Source organism: Paramesorhizobium salinisoli (assembly GCF_003335045.1).
Taxonomy (GTDB): Bacteria; Pseudomonadota; Alphaproteobacteria; order Rhizobiales; family Rhizobiaceae; genus Paramesorhizobium; species Paramesorhizobium salinisoli.
The window spans coordinates 1-17,923 of record NZ_QOZG01000010.1 but is presented as its reverse complement, the minus strand read 5'-3'; the positions used below and the strand labels follow the sequence as shown (position 1 = coordinate 17,923).

General features: G+C 56.3%; 13 protein-coding genes and 10 pseudogenes. 14 read left to right on the top strand and 9 right to left on the bottom strand.

The genetic code is table 11. The features are described from left to right. Position 1 precedes the first annotated feature (1 nt). A complete protein-coding gene (locus DUT91_RS20160; RefSeq protein ID WP_114442297.1) occupies positions 2-1,969 on the top strand; it encodes a MacB family efflux pump subunit in 1,968 nt (655 codons plus the stop codon). 473 nt (positions 1,970-2,442) lie between these two features. Here the strand turns inward: DUT91_RS20160 and DUT91_RS27525 are convergent, their stop codons facing one another. The 3 genes from DUT91_RS27525 to DUT91_RS27520 form a co-directional block, all read right to left on the bottom strand. After that, positions 2,443-2,580: a transposase gene (locus tag DUT91_RS27525; RefSeq protein WP_425373824.1), complete on the bottom strand. Its 138-nt coding sequence runs from the start codon at positions 2,578-2,580 to the stop codon at positions 2,443-2,445. Positions 2,581-2,625: 45 nt separating this feature from the next. Then, complete coding sequence (locus DUT91_RS20150; RefSeq protein WP_114442295.1) at positions 2,626-2,877, bottom strand: transposase; 252 nt, start codon at positions 2,875-2,877, stop codon at positions 2,626-2,628. A gap of 133 nt (positions 2,878-3,010) precedes the next feature. Then, complete coding sequence (locus tag DUT91_RS27520) at positions 3,011-3,226, bottom strand: transposase (RefSeq protein WP_483466844.1); 216 nt, start codon at positions 3,224-3,226, stop codon at positions 3,011-3,013. A gap of 161 nt (positions 3,227-3,387) precedes the next feature. On the opposite strand from DUT91_RS27520, the pseudogene DUT91_RS20140 reads away from it, so the two are divergent. Next, positions 3,388-3,589, top strand: a pseudogene (locus tag DUT91_RS20140) (winged helix-turn-helix transcriptional regulator); the annotation flags it as partial. Between the two features lie 498 nt (positions 3,590-4,087). On the opposite strand, the pseudogene DUT91_RS20135 reads toward DUT91_RS20140, so the two are convergent. The 4 genes and pseudogenes from DUT91_RS20135 to DUT91_RS20120 form a co-directional block, all read right to left on the bottom strand. After that, positions 4,088-4,524 (bottom strand): annotated as a pseudogene (locus DUT91_RS20135) (transposase); the annotation flags it as partial. 155 nt (positions 4,525-4,679) lie between these two features. Continuing rightward, positions 4,680-4,849, bottom strand: a pseudogene (locus DUT91_RS20130) (transposase); the annotation flags it as partial. Between the two features lie 95 nt (positions 4,850-4,944). Further along, the gene (locus DUT91_RS20125; protein ID WP_114442293.1) at positions 4,945-5,331 is read right to left on the bottom strand and encodes a hypothetical protein; all 387 of its coding nucleotides are present in this window, start codon (positions 5,329-5,331) and stop codon (positions 4,945-4,947) included. Between the two features lie 20 nt (positions 5,332-5,351). Then, positions 5,352-5,657 carry a hypothetical protein gene (locus tag DUT91_RS20120; protein ID WP_114442292.1) on the bottom strand — a complete coding sequence of 102 codons (306 nt, stop codon included), beginning with the start codon at positions 5,655-5,657 and terminating at the stop codon, positions 5,352-5,354. Positions 5,658-6,730: 1,073 nt separating this feature from the next. Here DUT91_RS20120 and DUT91_RS20115 point away from each other — a divergent pair. Further along, positions 6,731-7,771: a calcium:cation antiporter gene (locus tag DUT91_RS20115; protein WP_245419846.1), complete on the top strand. Its 1,041-nt coding sequence runs from the start codon at positions 6,731-6,733 to the stop codon at positions 7,769-7,771. A 191-nt stretch (positions 7,772-7,962) separates the two neighbouring features. On the opposite strand, the pseudogene DUT91_RS27515 reads toward DUT91_RS20115, so the two are convergent. Next, positions 7,963-8,091: pseudogene (locus tag DUT91_RS27515) on the bottom strand (transposase); the annotation flags it as partial. A gap of 147 nt (positions 8,092-8,238) precedes the next feature. On the opposite strand from DUT91_RS27515, the pseudogene DUT91_RS20105 reads away from it, so the two are divergent. The 7 genes and pseudogenes from DUT91_RS20105 to DUT91_RS27510 all read left to right on the top strand — a co-directional run. After that, positions 8,239-8,400: pseudogene (locus DUT91_RS20105) on the top strand (IS110 family RNA-guided transposase); the annotation flags it as partial. Between the two features lie 503 nt (positions 8,401-8,903). Next, on the top strand, positions 8,904-9,137 hold the full coding sequence (locus DUT91_RS20100; protein WP_114442290.1) for an AbrB/MazE/SpoVT family DNA-binding domain-containing protein: 234 nt from the start codon (positions 8,904-8,906) through the stop codon (positions 9,135-9,137). Next, entirely contained in the window at positions 9,134-9,538 is a 405-nt protein-coding gene (locus DUT91_RS20095) for a type II toxin-antitoxin system VapC family toxin (protein ID WP_114442289.1), read from the top strand. The genes DUT91_RS20100 and DUT91_RS20095 overlap by 4 nt, the downstream gene beginning before the upstream one ends. A 681-nt stretch (positions 9,539-10,219) precedes the next feature. Beyond that, positions 10,220-10,928: pseudogene (gene queC, locus DUT91_RS20085) on the top strand (7-cyano-7-deazaguanine synthase QueC). Continuing rightward, a complete protein-coding gene (queD, locus tag DUT91_RS20080) occupies positions 10,928-11,284 on the top strand; it encodes a 6-carboxytetrahydropterin synthase QueD (protein WP_114442288.1) in 357 nt (118 codons plus the stop codon). The pseudogene queC and the gene queD overlap by 1 nt, the downstream one beginning before the upstream one ends. Then, positions 11,281-12,015 (top strand): 7-carboxy-7-deazaguanine synthase QueE, encoded by a 735-nt coding sequence (gene queE / locus DUT91_RS20075; protein WP_114442287.1) that lies wholly within the window; start codon positions 11,281-11,283, stop codon positions 12,013-12,015. The genes queD and queE overlap by 4 nt, the downstream gene beginning before the upstream one ends. Before the next feature lie 355 nt (positions 12,016-12,370). Further along, positions 12,371-12,688 (top strand): annotated as a pseudogene (locus DUT91_RS27510) (GNAT family N-acetyltransferase); the annotation flags it as partial. A 289-nt stretch (positions 12,689-12,977) separates the two neighbouring features. On the opposite strand, the pseudogene DUT91_RS20065 reads toward DUT91_RS27510, so the two are convergent. Then, positions 12,978-13,373, bottom strand: a pseudogene (locus tag DUT91_RS20065) (ATP-binding cassette domain-containing protein); the annotation flags it as partial. A 91-nt stretch (positions 13,374-13,464) separates the two neighbouring features. Between DUT91_RS20065 and DUT91_RS20060 the strand changes: the two are divergent. From DUT91_RS20060 to DUT91_RS20045, 4 genes and pseudogenes are all read left to right on the top strand, one after another. Next, complete coding sequence (locus DUT91_RS20060) at positions 13,465-13,935, top strand: hypothetical protein (RefSeq protein WP_114442285.1); 471 nt, start codon at positions 13,465-13,467, stop codon at positions 13,933-13,935. A gap of 88 nt (positions 13,936-14,023) precedes the next feature. Then, a complete protein-coding gene (locus tag DUT91_RS20055) occupies positions 14,024-17,320 on the top strand; it encodes an autotransporter outer membrane beta-barrel domain-containing protein (protein WP_114442284.1) in 3,297 nt (1,098 codons plus the stop codon). A gap of 122 nt (positions 17,321-17,442) precedes the next feature. Further along, positions 17,443-17,667, top strand: a pseudogene (locus DUT91_RS20050) (transposase); the annotation flags it as partial. A 144-nt stretch (positions 17,668-17,811) separates the two neighbouring features. Further along, positions 17,812-17,923 (top strand): annotated as a pseudogene (locus DUT91_RS20045) (IS630 family transposase); the annotation flags it as partial.

The window sequence follows — 17,923 nt, the reverse complement described above, 5'->3', positions numbered from 1 at the left end:
CATGAGCGAAGCTCCCCTGATTGTTCTCAAAGGCATCATCCGGCGGTACCAGTCGGGTGATGATTTTACGACGGTTCTTCACGATATCGATCTCACCATTCATCGCGGGGAGATGGTGGCCATCATCGGTGCTTCCGGCTCCGGCAAATCCACGCTGATGAACATTCTCGGATGTCTCGACCGGCCTTCCCAAGGGGAATATCGGATCTCGGGACGCTCGACCTCCGAGCTCGAGGCCGACGAACTGGCGGAACTGCGGCGCGAGCATTTTGGCTTTATTTTCCAGCGCTACCATCTGCTGAACGAACTGGACGCGGTGGGTAATGTCGAAATTCCTGCCATTTATGCCGGGCAGCACCGCGACGAGCGACGCGAAAAGGCCGAAGCCATTTTGCAGCGTCTCGGCATGGGCGAGCGGATGCACCACCGGCCGGGCCAGCTTTCGGGCGGTCAGCAGCAGCGTGTTTCAATTGCGCGTGCACTGATCAACGATGCCGATGTCATTCTCGCCGATGAGCCCACCGGAGCGCTCGACAGCCATAGCGGCGAAGAAGTCCTCGACATTCTTCAGGAGTTGAACCGCGAAGGCCATACGATCATCATCGTCACCCATGATCGCAATGTTGCGGCGCGTGCCCAGCGCATCATCGAGATCAGAGACGGCGAGATCATTGCCGACGCGCGAAATCACGCTGGCGGCGATGATCCTTCGGTAAATGATGGTGTTGTGGGTAGCAGGCCGCAAAGGCCGAAACTGTTCAGCGGGATCCGCGATCGTTTTAATGAAGCGTTTGCTATGGCCCTGCGTTCCATGAATGCCCATCGCATGCGGACATTTCTGACGATGTTGGGCATCATCATCGGTACGGCGTCGGTGGTTTGCGTGGTGGCGCTGGGGCAGGGCTCCCAGAAACGAATTCTCGACCAGATAAGCAACCTCGGCACCAACACCCTCTATGTCCGGCCAGGCCGAGGATACGGTGATCTCAACGCGGCACAGATCACCACGCTGACGGTCGGCGACGCAAACGAGCTTGCGAAGCTGCCTTATGTGATGACCGCCACGCCTGCAAATTCAACCACATCGACGGTGCGGGTGGACGACAAGGAAGTCAGCGTGACGGTAAGCGGCGTTGGCTATCAGTATTTTGCCACTCGCAACAGCAAGCTTCTGGAAGGTCGCTTTTTCGACAAGCAGGGCGTTAATGATATGGCGCAGGATGCAGTCATTGACGAGAACGCGAAAAAGAGCCTCTTCCCGCACGAGCATGGGTCCGTCATCGGCAAGATTGTCCTTTTGAAAGACGTTCCCATGCGTATCGTCGGTGTCGTCAAGGCCGAGGAACAGGGCATGGGAGGGGCGCCGGAGCTCAAAGTGTTTCTGCCATATACGACCGTACAGACACGGATGACCGGATCGCGCTTGCTGGAATCCATCATGGTGCGTGTCAAGGATACGGTGGATTCCGCTGAGGCCGAGACGATGGTAACGGCATTTCTGACGAAGCGTCATGGTGAGCAGGATTTCTTCATCTTCAATTCCGGTACTTTTCAGAAAACCGTTCAGGCGACAACGGCAACCCTTGCCCTGCTTGTCGCTTCCATTGCCGGCATATCGTTGTTCGTTGGCGGTATCGGCGTGATGAATATCATGCTTGTTGCAGTCTCCGAGCGGATTAACGAGATCGGCGTGCGCATGGCCATCGGCGCGCGTCAGAGCGATATCCTGCAACAATTCCTCATCGAGGCGGCGCTGGTCTGCCTAATCGGTGGTGTGCTCGGCGTGCTGATTGCCGCCGGGTTCGGCGTGTTGTTTGCCGAATTCAGCACTAGGTTCCAGCTCATCTACTCGCCGTTTTCCATTGTCGTGGCACTGATGTGTTCGAGCCTAATTGGCATCGGCTTCGGCTTCATCCCCGCCCGCAATGCATCGAAACTCGATCCTGTCGTGGCGCTGGCACGCGACTAAACTGCCTTGTAGCAGCTTAAAAGGCACGCCAAATGAACTTGGTTCACTAAAGAAAGGCGTGGGTATGGGTCGCGAGTTGGCAGGTGATGCTCGCATTCCTCGACCTAATGATGACCCAATTCGCGTGAAGCACGATCGCATCATATAGAATCTTCGGATATGCCGGTGGACTGGGACTTCCAACCGGCGTGAAACAAGAGGTCCGGTAGGGGGCGATATGTAAGTCTCCCATGAGCAATTTTAGGTTTTCGAGATGCATTAAACTACCCACTTCCGCGGGCTTCCGATGGGTTCAGAGCGGAGTGATATCGGGTCGATGGAAGGCGATCATTCTTTATGAGACCTCTGCGCGGGTAGCGCTTCTGATTTATATTGAGAGGTTTCGGCAGGGCTGCGGCGTTTGAGGCAGTGGACGCTGGGGGTCCGCGCACGGCCAGAAAGGTAGCGGCCTTCACCGGTGGTCGTGGCAATCGTCACGCTGCCGCAATGATCGTCAGACCGCGTTTGAGGTTGTAGGCGATAGCGGTGAGATGAACCTGGAGGGCGGCCTTGGCCAATCCTCGCCACCGCATGCGACGAAGGCCATAGCTTCGCTTCCAGGTTCCGAAGATCTTCTCGATCCGACCTCTTATCGGTGAATGGGCTGGTCCAGGCCTTCAGACGGGCCTGCGTCTCGGCTTGATGCGCTCCCACATGCCAGTGGCGACAATGCGCGGGCGGCCGCCCTTGGCGCGAACGGCATCGCCGAAATGGCTTTCCCGATAGGCGCTGTCGGCAAAGACCTTGCCGGGATTGTCCGGCAGCGCCTCGGGGCCGGCCCTGCCGTCGTTGAAATTGGCGGGGGTCACGGCGATCTGCTCCACCAGTGCCGTGTCGGCGTCGGCGCCGACATTGGGCCTTGAAGCCAATGCGCATCGCCGTCTTCCTGGCTGGCCGACCTGATGATCGTCGCGTCCACAAAAGTGCCGGTTTTGACCTTGATCGCTCTCGTCTTGAGCTGGTCGGTGATCGCCTGGAAAAGGGATTGGTCCAGCCCATGCGTCACAAGGGCTTTGCGAAAACGGACAAAGGCCTGCGTTCCGGTGTTGGCTCCGACGCGGAAAACCCGCAGAACCGTCGGAAGGTGGCCCGGTCATCCAGCGCCTCGGCAAGGTTTACGTCCGACAGATCGTACCAGACCGAAATCAGCATGGCCTTAAACAGCGCCAGCGGCGGCCAAGGGCGAGCCCGCTTGGCCGCGCAGGAGATCACCGACAGACAATGTTCGATCGGTGCCCAGTCTATGAGGCCGCAAAGATCGTCCAGCGACGAGCGGCGGTCGCTACCGCCAACTTCAAAACCGAAAGTCTCCTGACCAATCTGCCGCCGAGACGTCGTTCACCTCAATCCGTTGTTCAGATCAAGGGAATCATAAATGCCTGTTCGATCGCCCCAAGCGTCTCTCGGAACCGCGCCGCATGATGCCGGAGATCAGTCAGAAAGTTCTGGTCCAGCAGCTTCGTGAGATGGAGGAACATGGCCTTGTTCATCGGGAGGTGTTCCGTCAGGTTCCGCCGCGTGCATTACTCAGCCACGGAACTCGGGCTGAGCCTGGAACCGGTGCTGCGTGCACTTTCAGAAGCTGCACCAGCAAGTGCCTGGCAACCTTGGTGTTGCGATGGGTTTGAACTTTTATGTAATGTCACCCAATGGCGACGTTAAACGCCAGCGGGGATGACAAGGGCTGAGGTCGAACGCTGCCAAACCAACGAACCTTACATTCGCTACGCTGTCGCGACGCCAAGAAGCTCAAGGCACTCCGATGGCCTTGGTGACCAACTTGCAGGTGGCAAGCCGTCCCGATGGATAAGCTGCCTTCAGCACTGGGCAATCCGCGTAGAAGTGGCTGAACGCTTCCTTCCACGTGATAGGCCCGATCAGCGACCTCGGATGGTTCGAGCTGCCGCACCGCCTCGGAAAAGGAATGCGGATACCAAAAGGGTACCGGCTACGTCAAATTTCCCCACTTGCAGTTGGTCCTGCCGTTCCATCACTGGTCAGTTCAATGACGGGCAACCCGTCATCCGTTTCCAATTCAGTTGGACCTGCAGAACGGCCAGGATTGCAGTAGTCGCGAGGCTAAAGCCGTGTATTGACACCGCAGGAAGGGATCATGTCCCAGGGAGTGGTATAGGCTGGCTGCACAGCCCATTCGTCGTTCTGCTCGAGCAGGATCGCGCCGACGACGCGGACGATGGCGTCATCATTGGGGAAGATGCCGACAACCTCGGTCCTGCGCTTGATTTCGCCGTTGAGGCGCTCGATCGGGTTGGTCGAGTGCAGCTTGGCACGGTGCTCCTTCGGGAAGGTCATGTAGGCGAGAACGTCTTCTTCGGCATCACCCATGATGACGGCGAGCTTGGGCACCTTCGGCCGGATCTGGTCGGCGACGGCGCGCCATTGGGCGCTTGCGGCTTCCGTCGTCTCTTGGCGAAGGCGGTGGCGATGAGGGCGGAGACGACACGGCGATCGCTCTTGCCGGCGTGGGCGAGAACGTTGCGCATGAAGTGGACCCGGGGGCCGTTGAAGAAGTTCTAGATATCTGATTCAATTGAGTAGTCGTTGATCTCTGGAGCTTCCACGATGCTCGGCCGTAAAGAACACGATCAGCTGGAACTATACGTGTGCGGTTCGCTTCGGGATCTGTTCTCGGCCATGCGCCGCGGTCCAGGAAGCCCGGAAAGTAAGAGCTCTTCCTGAGCTTCGGAATGCGCAGCCCGACGGTTCCGGCGCGCGTCTCCCAATCCCGCTCGCAGTAGCCGTTGCGTGGGCCGTCCGCAGCGGGTTCTTCTCGCCATAGCCGGCACCGGTGGCGGCACACACCTCCATCAGCCGCTCGGCACCACCTGTGGGGATACGACCCAGGAAGGCGTTGTAGCGGGCCAGATCATAGAGCATTCCGGCCTTCCATCGATGTTGATCTGCCGAGGCTGTTACTACTGCAAGCGGCGTACTGAAGGGGTGCGTTGGATAAGCTCGCGTTCTTCCCGATAAGCGTCAGCCTCCTTCGTCGTCTTTGCACATTCCGATATCGAGCGGTGCCCGGCGCCGGCCGTATTGTAATGGTTTGTGGAGAGGCCAGCCTTCTTTAGTCTTTTTGGAAATTCGAATGTCGTCCTTGATTTGATACCACGAGCATCGAGCCATTTGCCGAGCTCTACCCCTTGAGGGTCGCTGTCTAGTTCACGGCGAATACCATCAGTAATAACCAGCTCATAGCCAGCAGCCTTGGCATAAGCAGCGAACTTGTTCAGAAGAGCCTGCCCGCCGGCCGTCCAGGCATAGACCAGCGAACTATGGCAAAAAATTAAAGGTTTTGGCATCACAACCTCCTCCTGGAAAATTACTTCAGGCCCAGCTGCGCGCGCCGGACATCACGAACCTTGCTTTCAAGCTGGGCAATTTCATAAGATTTACACTCGGAATGAAGAACGGTGAGCGTAGCGAACTCCAATCCCCCTGCTTCAGAGCCGCACAGATCACCTGCGGTCATTTCAAGCAGTTCCAATTCGGCCCACACTTCAGGCCGCCGCCTTTTCAGATATTCCACCGCTTCCGCGACTTCTTCATCCGTCCAGTTGCGGGTTTGGGCATTCGACACCGTGCTCATCGACTTCCGATTGGTTGGATTTTTTGAACGGCTCGTCATCGTTTCATCCGCCTCCGCGCTTCAAGATTTCTTTCCCTGTGCCCGGTTTCCGGAGCATAGGCTTTGCGAACCAGATCAACAAATAATGGCACCCAGCATATCAGTTGGCAGAGGGAACAAAAAAGGGGCGCCATAGCCCCTATTTTACATGGACAATTGTGCTTGCCGTTTTCGGGAGATTATAGAACGCCGATTCAATGAAGCCGCCTTTGGTAAGACCGTGTTTACCGCGTCCCAAGAGGCAAGAACCCTATGGTTCGTGCGATTGCCGGACCGCCGTAGGGTTTGTTTGCCCTGTCATTCAACGGCAGAGAGAGGAACACCGGCCCGGCTGAGTGCAATGCTTTGCGGCAAAGCAGCCGTCAGTGGTTGCGCGATGGCTGGGCCATAAAACGGCGGCCAGCCAGCGCGCCGATATGCTGTCACATCATCGCCAGCGTGTGCTCTTTTCCATGTCATCTCAAAATTGACAGCATGAGGAAACTTCCTTTGACGGGCACCGGAGGCTTCACCAACAAGGGCCCAGCATGGAGTGATCGCAATGTCAAAATTGATGAGATGTAAACTAGAACAGAGACTATCTCCCGATAAATCTGCTATATCCAAATAGAAATGTAAAACTGTTCTCAATTATATTTGGTATAAATGTAAAGCGCTCTGAAATATAGAGAATTATATTGAATAATATTTTATTATAGTAAGTTAATATTAAGATTGCTGGTATATTTACTTTAAAAGAAACTTGTGATTAAGATCAGAATGATTATTATACAATTAATACTTATGATCCTACCCAAGGTGTGACTATGTTCCATCGTGACGAAACAAAAAAATGGCGCCACCAACGCGGTAGAGACGCTGCCGATAGATGCGAGCCGGTAAAGACAGGCGCGGCACGTGAAATCGGCCCACAGCTCTCCCGTATCACAAGGCGCTGCCCATTGGCGTTGAGGATGCGAGCAGGCGGATCAGTGAATTTTGTCTTGTTAAGGATTAGAGAAGTGAAATCAACGTTGCGCGGCACCGTTCAGGTACCTTTGTGGTCGTGGATCATTCCAGTCTTTGGTTGTGCAATGGCGGCACTGACACTGGCGCATGTCTTGCCTGACAGTTCGCCAATCACCTCGCTGATAGCGGTTGTCCTCCTCGGCGGTGCCGTTTTCGCGTCCGTGCATCATGCGGAAGTTCTTGCCGAGTGCGTCGGCGAGCCTTTCGGAGCGATCCTGCTCGCCATTTGCGTAACAATTATAGAAGTTGCGGTCATTTTATCCATCATGCTCTCGGGGGCGAAGGGAAATGAGGAGGTCGCCAAAGATACTGTCTTTGCTGCGCTGATGATCACGCTCAATGGTATCATTGGTCTTTGCCTCGTGTTCGGTGGCCGACGGCATTACGAGCAGTTGTTTCAGCTGAATGCTGCCTCAGCGGCTTTGGCGGTGCTCGGCACGCTCACGACATTGTCCCTCGTGCTACCCAATTTCGTTATTGCAGGGAATGCACAGCAGTTTGCACCAATACAGCTCGCTATTGTAGGTTTTATCTCACTGACCCTCTACGGCGTGTTTCTGTTTGTGCAAACCATTCGCCATCGCGACTATTTCCTGGATTGTGCCGTCGGTGAGGATGATAATGCACATGAGATCCAGCATAATCATCCGCTCGGCGGTATGTCAGTTTCAGGGGGGCTGCTTCTTTTAGCGCTAGCGACGGTTGTCTTGCTCGCCAAACTGCTTGCGTATCCACTCGACAGTGCCGTCGAATTGATCGGTCTACCCCAAGGTGTTGTCGGCGTAGTCATTGCAGCGGTCGTCCTGCTCCCGGAAGGCATAGCCTCTGTTAAAGCTGCGATGATGAATCGACTTCAGAACAGCGTCAATCTCGTTCTCGGGTCAGCCCTTGCCAGCATTGGCATGACCATTCCCGTCGTCGCGGCAATATCTATCATTTCCGGGCGGGACATCATCCTGGGTCTGACCCCAGAACACCTCGTAATGCTCATCTTGACGCTTTTCGTCAGCACGATAACCCTGGGAACCGGCAGAACCACAGTGCTGCAAGGCGCAGTTCACCTTGCGATATTTGCCGTATTTCTCCTGCTTTCTGCTATGCCGTAGGCAACCAGACAGGTAGGAGCAGAGATCGTTGAAGTCTCTGGTGCCGCGCATCAGGAGTGCGTCGCGGACCGCGTTCTTGAGATGGCCGTGGAAACTTTCGATCGAGCCGTTCTCGTGCGCGACACCCTTGTTGTCGCGGGTCGGCGTCATCCGGTATGAGCGCACAGTTCTTTATAGCGGTTGGTGAGATCTACTTCCATGCCCAGAACCTCACGCCGGCCGTCGCTGTTGACGCCGACAGCGATGACGGAAACGATACGCCCGCCGCGGTAGACCTTCAGATAGGTGGCATCGATCCAGGTGTATGGCCGGTCACCCTCACGGCCCGATGCACCTCCAAAAAAGAAGCGCTGGTAGCAAGAAATAGGGGTGATGGTGTCCCTTTTTATTCTCCACAGCCCCGATAGGCTTAGGCTCACGAAACGTAGAGTTTCATGGATCGGGCGCAGGCCTTGAGCTGGGCGGGTCGCAAACCGCCAATACAAGGACCGTGGCTTTCGCGGATGCTCGCGAAGAAGCCGCGCATGCTGGTGGCGATCGCACTGGCGAACAAGATGGCTCGGACAATATGGGCCATGCTGACGAAGCAGGAAGACTATCGAGACCCAGCTCTGGCAATGGCGGCGTGAAAGGAAACTGCCGCGGATAACCAGGACTGGCAAAGAGGTGTGAGAAGTCGACGACCTGAATGGGCGCATGATTGAACCGATCGGGAACGGAAAACCAGTTGGTACTTTGAGCCTGGAAGCTCGGGATTAAGATTTGGACCCGCTCCGCAGATCACGATACCGGCCGGCGGCCTTTACAAGCGCCGCAACGAAAGGCCTGACAGGAGACCGCACTCGATCACACGTCAAAAAAGTCAGAAACTTCTTGCCAAACGGGCGGCAACCACAGAAGTGCCAAGGGACAGCGGGCCCTGTGGACAAAGGGAGGTTCGATTGTTGTGTCAGCGGCCCATTTCGAGCGCACTTAGAGAGTGCAAATTGCGAGGCTAGTTTGAAAACACAGAGATACGGGCGATCGTTCCTCGGCATCTCACTGTTGGTTTGGCGAGCTTGACAGTCGAGGGATTGAAATCCGTCCGGTTAGGTAATACCTTCTGGAAAATGGGTATTACCAAGGAGCGAACATGACCACCACCGTCACAGCAAAGGGACAAGTGACCATCCCAAAACCGGTCCGCGATCTGCTGGGGATTGTTCCGGGGAGCAAGGTTGATTTCCGCCGCGCCGCCGATGGCAGCGTGGTGCTTACACGTACTGATAAGAATCAGCCAGCGAGCCGCTTCGCGAAGTTGCGCGGCCATGCCGGCAAGGGCCTCAACACCGACGCGATCATGGCGCTGACGCGTGGCGAAGCGTGACCCTCGTCGACACCAACGTTCTGCTCGACCTTGTCACTGACGATCCGAACTGGGCGGATTGGTCGATTGCGCAACTTGAGGCGGCAAGCCTCAAAGGACCGTTGTTGATCAACGATGTTGTCTACGCCGAGCTTGCGGTTCGGTACGATCGCGTCGAGAGTCTCGAGGCGTTTGTCGATGAGGCTGGCCTCGCAATAGCTCCGATGCCACGAGCGGCATTGTTCCTGGCTGGAAAAGTGTTCAAGCAGTATCGCAGGTTAGGTGGATCGCGGACAGGCGTGCTGCCCGACTTCTTCATCGGCGCCCATGCGGCCGTCAATGAACTGCCACTGCTCACCCGTGACGTCGGCCGGTATCGCACATATTTTCCTTCGCTGAAGCTGATTACGCCGGACGCTTGAGCTGAGGGCCAGCCAGAAAAGCGCGATTCTCGGTTCAAAAGGGACAGGGGAGGGGACTTTTCGCCCGCTTACAGCCGCTTGCCTTTGTGAGGGGCAAACAGAGTTTGGACAGGAGGTTTGATCCGGTGCCGACTACGCCTGCGATCGGCGCCAGGGCCGAGCCTGCAATCCCGACTATCTTTTGGCGGCGAGCGATTGCTTGAGCAAGACAATTTCTTTTAGGGAGATGGTGTGCAGTTGCTCCAGCTGCTTCAGTTCGCCTTCCAGATAGGCATTTCGCTTGTCGAGCCGTGCGCGGTCTTCATCAAGAAGCTCTATTTGTAGTAACGCGTTGTGTAAATTACGGCGCTGACAATGGCAAAGGCCTGGCATCCGGCTACGCGGCTATCTCCTGCACCGTTACCACCGAGCGGGTCTTCGAGATGTTCAAGGATGATGCGAATGATCCGATGAGCTATTTCCGCGATATTTCGACCTTTGGGGCTGTACCAGCGGGCCCGTTGCGGCAATCGAGAACATGCGGATCATCGAGGAGGAAGGGCTTTTGGAAAACACGACGCGCAAATTATTGCAAGCTAACCGCCACGTCATGCCTTCTCTTCACAAAGGGATACCTTTGTCTTAGAAGGTATCCCGCAATCCGGTCGCAGCCCACCCGGTCAAAACAAGGGATCTCACAGTATGAAAGCCATCGTCATCTGCTCCGGCGGATTGGACTCCGTTTCGCTCGCCCATAAGGTGGCAGTGGAACATCAACTCGTCGGCCTTCTTTCCTTCAATTACGGACGGTGGCATCGCAAGGAGCTGGATTTCGCCGCAGCCTGCGCCAGGCGGCTCGGCGTTGTCCACCAGATCATCGACATCAGGAATATCGGCGCCCATCTCACCGGCTCGCCCCTGACCGACGATATCGCCGTTCCGGACGGGCACTATGCCGAGGAGACGATGAAAACCACCATCGTCCCCAACCGCAACGCGATCATGCTGGCCATCGCCTTCGGGCTTGCCGCGCAGCAAGCCGAGGCCGTTGGAGTTGCCGTGCATGGCGGCGATCATTTCATCTATCCCGATTGTCGCCCCGGCTTCATCGATGCATTTCAGGCAATGCAGGACCAGGCGCTCGACGGCTTTGCCAGCGTTTCGCTTTATGCGCCCTACGTTCAAATATTGAAGGCTGGTATCGTGGCCGACGGTGCGCAAAACGGTACTCCCTTTGCGGGAGACCTGGTCGTGCTACAAGGGCGGCGTGCGCCATTGCGGTCGTTGCGGAACGTGCGTGGAGCGACGCGAGGCGTTTCACCTTGCCGGGATCGACGATCCGACCGATTACGAGGATCCGGACTTCTGGGTGGTAGCCACCGCCGGCTTTTCCGCTGAGGAGGTGAAGTAATGTTCCGCATCACCAAGGAATTTCACTTCTCAGCTTCGCATCAGCTGGCGCATCTGCCGGCCGAACACCAATGCGCTCGCCTGCACGGGCACAACTACGTCGTCGAGGTCGAGCTTTCGGCCGCCACGCTTAACAGCGACGGCTTCGTCCGCGACTACCACGAGCTTGCGCCGCTCAAGCACTATATCGATGAGGCCTTCGATCATCGTCACCTGAACGATGTTCTTGGGCATGATGGGGTCACGGCGGAATATCTGGCAAAACATTTTTACGACTGGTGCAAGGAGAGACTGCCGGAAACGTCAGCCGTGCGCGTCAGCGAAACGCCGAAGACCTGGGCGGAATACCGGCCATGAGCGCCGGCGAGACACAGATCCGCATCAGCGAGATCTTCGGACCGACGATCCAGGGGGAGGGCATACTGATCGGCCTTCCCACCGTCTTCGTCCGGACCGGCGGCTGCGACTATCGCTGTTCATGGTGCGATACGCTCCATGCGGTTGCGAGCGAATATCGAGATCAATGGCTCCCGATGTCGGTGGACGAGATCTGGCGGGAGGTGACCCGGCTCTCCGGTTCCAGGCCGCTGATGGTTTCGCTCTCCGGCGGCAATCCAGCGATCCAGCCGCTAGGCGCGCTCATCGAGCGCGGTCATCGTGAGGGCTATCGTTTCGCTCTGGAGACCCAAGGCAGCGTTGCAAGGGACTGGTTCGCCAATCTCGACGTTCTGGTGCTGAGCCCAAAGCCCCCGTCAAGCGGCATGGAAACGGATTGGGACGCGTTTGACGCTTGTCTGCGCATGGCCGCGGAAGCGCCGCAGATCGCGCTGAAAATCGTTGTTTTTGACGACGGCGATTACGCCTATGCCCGCGCCGCCGCCGCCCGCTACCCAACTTTTCCGGTTTATCTCCAGCCCGGTAACCACACGCCGCCGCCGCCCGATGACGAATCAGCAAAGGTGGATATCGACGGCATCATGGACCAGATGCTCTGGCTGGTCGGCAAAGTGACGGACAATCAATGGTTCGAGGCACGCGTGCTGCCGCAGCTACACGTCCTGCTCTGGGGCAACAGGCGAGGCGTCTGAGTCTGCCGGCGTCTTGCCAGAGGACCAAGGGCTGGAAACGAAACTCCGCTCAACTACTTATAGAGTTCATGTCCTCTTTCACGGTGCATGAACGTCCCATAGTGGGGTCAGGACAAGAGCAAAATCCTGCGCTCTCATGAGCGATTTAGGTTTTCGGGCGTGTTTAAGTTACCCCGCATACACGAGGTCAGCAGCCATCAAAGGGGGATAGTCAGTGGAGCAGTTGATAATAACCATAAGTCAAATTCTACACAACGAAACCATAGACAGCGTCTCATTTGTTGACGTCGGACCGACAGCGCGCCCTGATTCAATCCCTGGAAAAATCCAGTCCATTATGAGTGAGTAATACAAAATGCCAAATGGCTACAATATACTTTCGATCAACGAACATCAGATCGATCAGCTAAAGTTCGGCCAGATTGTTCAGCTTTTGGATGAGTGCTTTCCTGATACCTTCAACGGGAGACCATACTTCAAGCAGTTGCCGCATTTCCGATATCTCGTATTCCAACATGAAACTCTGATTGGTCATATGGGCATTGACCACCGTGTCGTGAAAGTTGGAGGCAAAGCCCTGCGGATTTTTGGAATTATAGACCTTTGCATTAAACGTGATCATCGCCATGCCGGTATTGCGGGGCGTTTGCTGCATTCTGTCGAAACGCTTGCTATGAGTTCCAACGTGGATTTCTTGGTCTCACAGAGTGTCGCAACTTGGCACACGCCATCGGCCAGTATGTTGCCGATTATCTCTCGGCCGCGGTCGATCTTTTGATCCATCGTGCCGACCGGGGCGAGCCCCTCAGGCTGTAGGCAGGATGGAAGCGAGTTCACTACCCGCAGGCACCATTTGCCCTGCTCGGGCGAAAACCGCCGCAATCGTTCCGTCGCGGGGGGCAGTCACCACAACGACGCGCCTGGATTCTCCTTGCGCCAGTTGCTCTTCCATGTGCGATACGCATGCGATTGCAGTGGCGGTCTGTGGCAAGCCTGTGGGCGATGATGATCATCGTGCGTCCGCGAACGATTTCACGCATGCTGGCAAGGATGATCCGTTCGCTCTCGTAGTCGAGGGCACTGGTCGCCTCGTCGAGAATGAGGATCGGCGGATTGGCCGCCAGGGCTCGGGCGATTGCCAGCCGTTGCCGCTGGCCGCGGGAGAGATTTGCACCACGCTCCTCGATCAAGGTGTCATACCCGCGGGGCAGTTTGTCGATGAACTCGTCCGCTCCTGCAAGCCGCGCCACGGCGATGACCGCTTCCCTCGACATCGCCGGCGTGGCAAGGGCGATATTGTCATGGATCGTCCGGTTAAACAGCATCGTTTCCTGAAGTATGACGCCCATATGCGGCCTTTTTTTCAGATACATACGAGGGGGGCTGGCGCCACTTTTTATTCTTTTTAACCTAGGTATTTTAGGCCGGAGATAACAAGGAGGATTTTTCATGGATCGGGCATTCATTGTCGAAAATCAGGACTCGAAGCGACTGATCCTGACAAACCCTGTGCGCACGATCATTATCGCGACCGTTTTTGCTGTCGTCCTTTCCGGCTGCCAGACTACGGAACAATCCGTGTATGAAGCAGACAACACCTGCTTCCGTTCAGGCTTGTATCCCGGCACGTACAAATATGATCGCTGTCGCCGTGAAGTTTTCGAGAACAGCCGCCGCAAATCCGACAATACTGCTGCACTTCTCACTCTTGGCGTGGCAGCAGCGGCAATCGGTGGTGCCGCAGTGGCTGCGGATCATGAGAAGAAAAAGAGGCGAAAGGCCCATGATCGGTATGATCGCTGGAAAGCCGAACGGCATCGGGAATCTTATGGCGGCAACTACAGAGGCTATCGCCGGCCTTGGCATGAGGATTACTATCATAGGGATGATGGTTATCGGCGTTACTACAATTGGTATTAGTTGTCTGGCTGCAGAACATCATTAATCCCTGCTGGATTCGAGATGCAACCTATTGTGCGAAAATAGGTAACTTTAATAAAGAAATGGAATGAAACGGATTCTTGGCTTATTGTTTACTTTTTCTGCATTTCCAGCATATGCACTGGATAGCCAGATTGTCTACAATACGTATGGTATCGCCGGTTTTGAAGTGCGCATTTTTGATAAGGAAGACCGCCTTCCCGACGATCCAGAGGGGATCCTGAATTCCACCTGGAACCTGGATGCACTGCAAAAGCGGGAAATCCATGCTGCTATGGGGAATTGGGCTGAAATCATAAAAGCCCATCCGGGGTACCTGCCGGCAATCGTCAATGTCACCACTTTCGATGCACCGGATAATGCAATAGGCATCAGTGAATTTGCTTATTCCGCCGCATTCAGTCCGACTAAACTTCAGGCAGTGCTGGAAGGGAAAAACCCCGGGCCGCTCGTCTTGGGGGCTCACGCTCAATTCATATTGGGAAAGTTCCCCTACGGTACAGTACCCTATGTTCCGTCACAGCTCCCACGTTCCGGAGGGATAGATCTCGCCGCCGTCGCCTTTCATGAGTTGGCCCATGGTCTCGGGATTCAGAGTGCGATCGGCAATCGCTATGGTGTTGCCACACCTTATTTTTTCGGAAGAATCGGCAGTTGGGCCGAGCATCTGCGTGATGACAATGGCAATCCTGGAAATCCCGGCCAAGCCGTTTTGTGTTCAAAATGTAGTAATCCGTATGATCCTAACGCTTTCGATGTTCGTAACGATCGGGGCTATTTCACCGGCAATCAGGTCAACGAAGTGCTCGCCGATGAAATGCCCGGCATTCCGGTCAAAACTCTGTACAAAGATGGAAGGCTTGATAACAATTATATGAGCCATAGCGAGCTGAAAAACAGCCTGATGAGCCATCAGGACTATCGCAACTATACGACTTTCATGGAAGCGGAGCTCGCCGCGATGCAGGACATGGGCTACACGATTGACCGGCGCAATTTCTATGGTTATTCGATCTACGGCGACGGCAAGACGCTGGTCAACGACAATGGCTTCTTCCAGCGCAATGCGGAAGGGACCACTTATATCCCCGGCCAGTACAACATCGCCATGCTTGGCCTCGGGCTGCATGTGTATGGCAGCCGCAACATGGTGGTACAGCGGGCCGATCTCTTGACCAGAGGGGGCGGCGGTGCCGGGGTTCGCGTTGATGGTGAAGGCAACAGCTTCACCGTCTTGCCGGACACGCGCATCCATGCCGACGGGCTCAATGGCCGCGGCGTGATGTTCACCTATGGCAAGGATCATGATTTCATCCAGCGCGGCAACACCCAGGCGCTGGGCGAAGGCGGCATCGCGGCCAGCTTTGACTTTGGTAACAATATTGTCGGAAACGACGTTGATTATCGCGGCTCCTATATCCATACTTTGGAGGGGCAGCCGGCCGAAATTTTAGACGAGCTAAATGGCGCACTGGTGGATCAGGTCGATATCAGCGGCCGGTTGGCCGGCAGCCATGCGGCGATCTACATCTCGTCGAATGCGCTAGTCAATCGCATCAATATCCTGCGCGGCGCGCAATTGGAGGGCGAAATCATCTCGCTCTATGATGAGAAGGACGCCAATGGCAATAAGCGCCTGACAAAGCTCAGCTTCGGGCTTCTGGCCGACGAAAACGGCGTCGCGATCGGAGGGCCAGATCCCCGGTTCAACTTTGTCTACAATAACGACATCCAGGGCATCACCAATCTGGCGCTCGTTATCAGCGGCGGCTGGACGACCCTCAATGGCAGCCACCAGCTCTACGGCGCGAATGTCGAGCAGGCGGCGACACTGGCCGGTGATAGCAGTTATAAGCTGCACGAAGCCGGCGGTGGCTTTGCCAACAACGGCACCGTCGCGCCGGGCAATTCCACTGGTTCCATCGGACGCATCGATATTATGGGTGATTATGTTCAGGGCAGCACCGGCCAGTTGCTAATCGGCGTAGACAGCAAGGGTGTATCCGGCATCCTCACCGTCAGCGGCAATGCGGCGCTTGACGGACGGCTGGGGCTGACGCCGGTACGAGGCTGGTATGCCCATGGCTGGAAGACCGGCAATATCCGCCCATTGCAAGCTGGTTCGATCAGCGGCGCTTTCAGCACGGTGGCAGGCGAGCTCGCATCACCGACATTGACAGTGCTGGCGACCCGAGAGGGGGATGATAGTTATGAACTGACAGTCGCGCGCAAGGCGGATGCCTACAACCAGTATGGTAGTGACGGCAATACACGAGCCGTTGGCTGGGCTCTGGATAAGATCGTGGCGCAAGCGAGACCGGATATTCAGCCCTTATATAGCGCACTCGATTTCTCGGCTGCCGACGGCGGCACGGTTGCGCGAGCTTTGAGCCCGTTGTCGCCGGCCGGGTACAGCGCAATGATTGCCGGTTCCCTCAATCGCGAACAGCAGATTTCCGAAATTGTCACCACGGGCATCCCCACCGCCACAGACCTGCAGAAAGGCAACGACGGATGGCGCGCCTTTGCCATGCCGTTTGGCAGCGGATCCAATCAAAAGCGCGAGAATGGCATCAGCGCCTATGACGGATCGAGCTATGGGCTAGTGTTCGGCGTGGAACGGGGGAGGACCGGCTATCCGGATCTCGTGGTGGGCTTGCACGCCGCATTCACCAATCAGAGCGTGAATGTCAAAGCACCTAACGCTGGCGACGGTGAGATCAACGCCTTCGGTCTCGGCTTGCATGCGCGCTATGCGGAGGATCCGCTGGCGGGTGTTTGGCTGTTCGGCCAAGCCCGGCTGGGAATAGAGGATGCCAGCATGACGCGCCGCTTGCATTTTAATGATTACAGCGGCCGGGGCGAGGCCAACTGGACTGGATGGATCGCCACGGTGGCGGCTGGCGGCGGCTACCGCTTTGCGCTCAGCGATACGGCGAGCGTCGGGCCGGTCGTCTCGCTGAACTTCATGCGATTGACCCGTCCAGACCTGACCGAACAGGGCAACGCCGGCCGCCTGAGTCTAGGCAGCGCCGACTTCAATGCACTTCGCTCCAGCCTCGGCATTACCGGCACTTTCACTGTACCGTTGCCGTTGGGTTCGGCAGTAAAAGCCACCGCGCAACTAAGCTGGGATCATGCGTTGTTGAATGGTGAACTGCTACAGGACGCCAGCTTTGCCGGCTATCCCGATGCAGTTTTCGAGACTCGCAACCGGATCGGCCAGCGCGACGCCTTCAAGGTTCAGGCCGGCTTGAACTATGACATCAGCACCAGAACCACCTTGGGAGCCAGCCTCGGCGGCACGCTTTCGCGCTCCGGACATGACTTCTCAGGAAGAATATCCGCCATACTGCGATTTTGAGGATCACAGAGAACCGCCGATATCGAGGTGTGATCGGGGCGTTAAGATCGCCAATAATGACCTGAGACTCTGAACTTCCTCCCAATTTTGGTAGAGTCCGTCACACTGAGGAGACGGACGGCATGAAGCGGTCACGGTTCACGGAAGAACAGATCATCGGGATATTGAAGGAGCAGGAGGCTGACGCGAAGACAGTGGATGTCTGCCGCAAGCACGGCATCTCGGATGCAACCTCCTACAAATACAAGGCGAAGTATGGCGGCATGGACGTATCCGATGCCCGCAAGCTGAAGGCGCTCGAGGATGAGAACGCAAAGCTGAAGAAACTGCTCGCCGAGGCCATGTTAGGGGCGCTTCCGGTTGGGGGCGAAATGACACCCTCTCATGAGCGATTTAGAGCACGTCCGCTGAACGCGGAATCGCGTTAAGGATTCCCTTGTTGGCCGAACTCTGGTTCCATTGCCCCGACTGGTGATTTGGTCGGAGGCAATATGACGCGAGCTTTCAGTGATGATCTTCGTAGCGTTCTGGCTGCGTCACGGGATGGCATGTCGGCGCGCTCAGCAGCGGCCCGATTTGGGATTGGCGTTTCAACAGCTATCG

What these genes read in the sequence shown, in the direction of transcription:
- DUT91_RS20160 (WP_114442297.1), top strand. Translation starts at nt 2, where the DNA reads ATGAGCGAAGCTCCCCTGATTGTTCTCAAAGGCATCATCCGGCGGTAC.
- DUT91_RS20125 (WP_114442293.1), bottom strand. Translation starts at nt 5,331, where the DNA reads ATGCCAAAACCTTTAATTTTTTGCCATAGTTCGCTGGTCTATGCCTGG.
- DUT91_RS20120 (WP_114442292.1), bottom strand. Translation starts at nt 5,657, where the DNA reads ATGACGAGCCGTTCAAAAAATCCAACCAATCGGAAGTCGATGAGCACG.
- DUT91_RS20115 (WP_245419846.1), top strand. Translation starts at nt 6,731, where the DNA reads ATGGCGGCACTGACACTGGCGCATGTCTTGCCTGACAGTTCGCCAATC.
- DUT91_RS20100 (WP_114442290.1), top strand. Translation starts at nt 8,904, where the DNA reads ATGACCACCACCGTCACAGCAAAGGGACAAGTGACCATCCCAAAACCG.
- queD (WP_114442288.1), top strand. Translation starts at nt 10,928, where the DNA reads ATGTTCCGCATCACCAAGGAATTTCACTTCTCAGCTTCGCATCAGCTG.
- queE (WP_114442287.1), top strand. Translation starts at nt 11,281, where the DNA reads ATGAGCGCCGGCGAGACACAGATCCGCATCAGCGAGATCTTCGGACCG.
- DUT91_RS20060 (WP_114442285.1), top strand. Translation starts at nt 13,465, where the DNA reads ATGGATCGGGCATTCATTGTCGAAAATCAGGACTCGAAGCGACTGATC.
- DUT91_RS20055 (WP_114442284.1), top strand. Translation starts at nt 14,024, where the DNA reads ATGAAACGGATTCTTGGCTTATTGTTTACTTTTTCTGCATTTCCAGCA.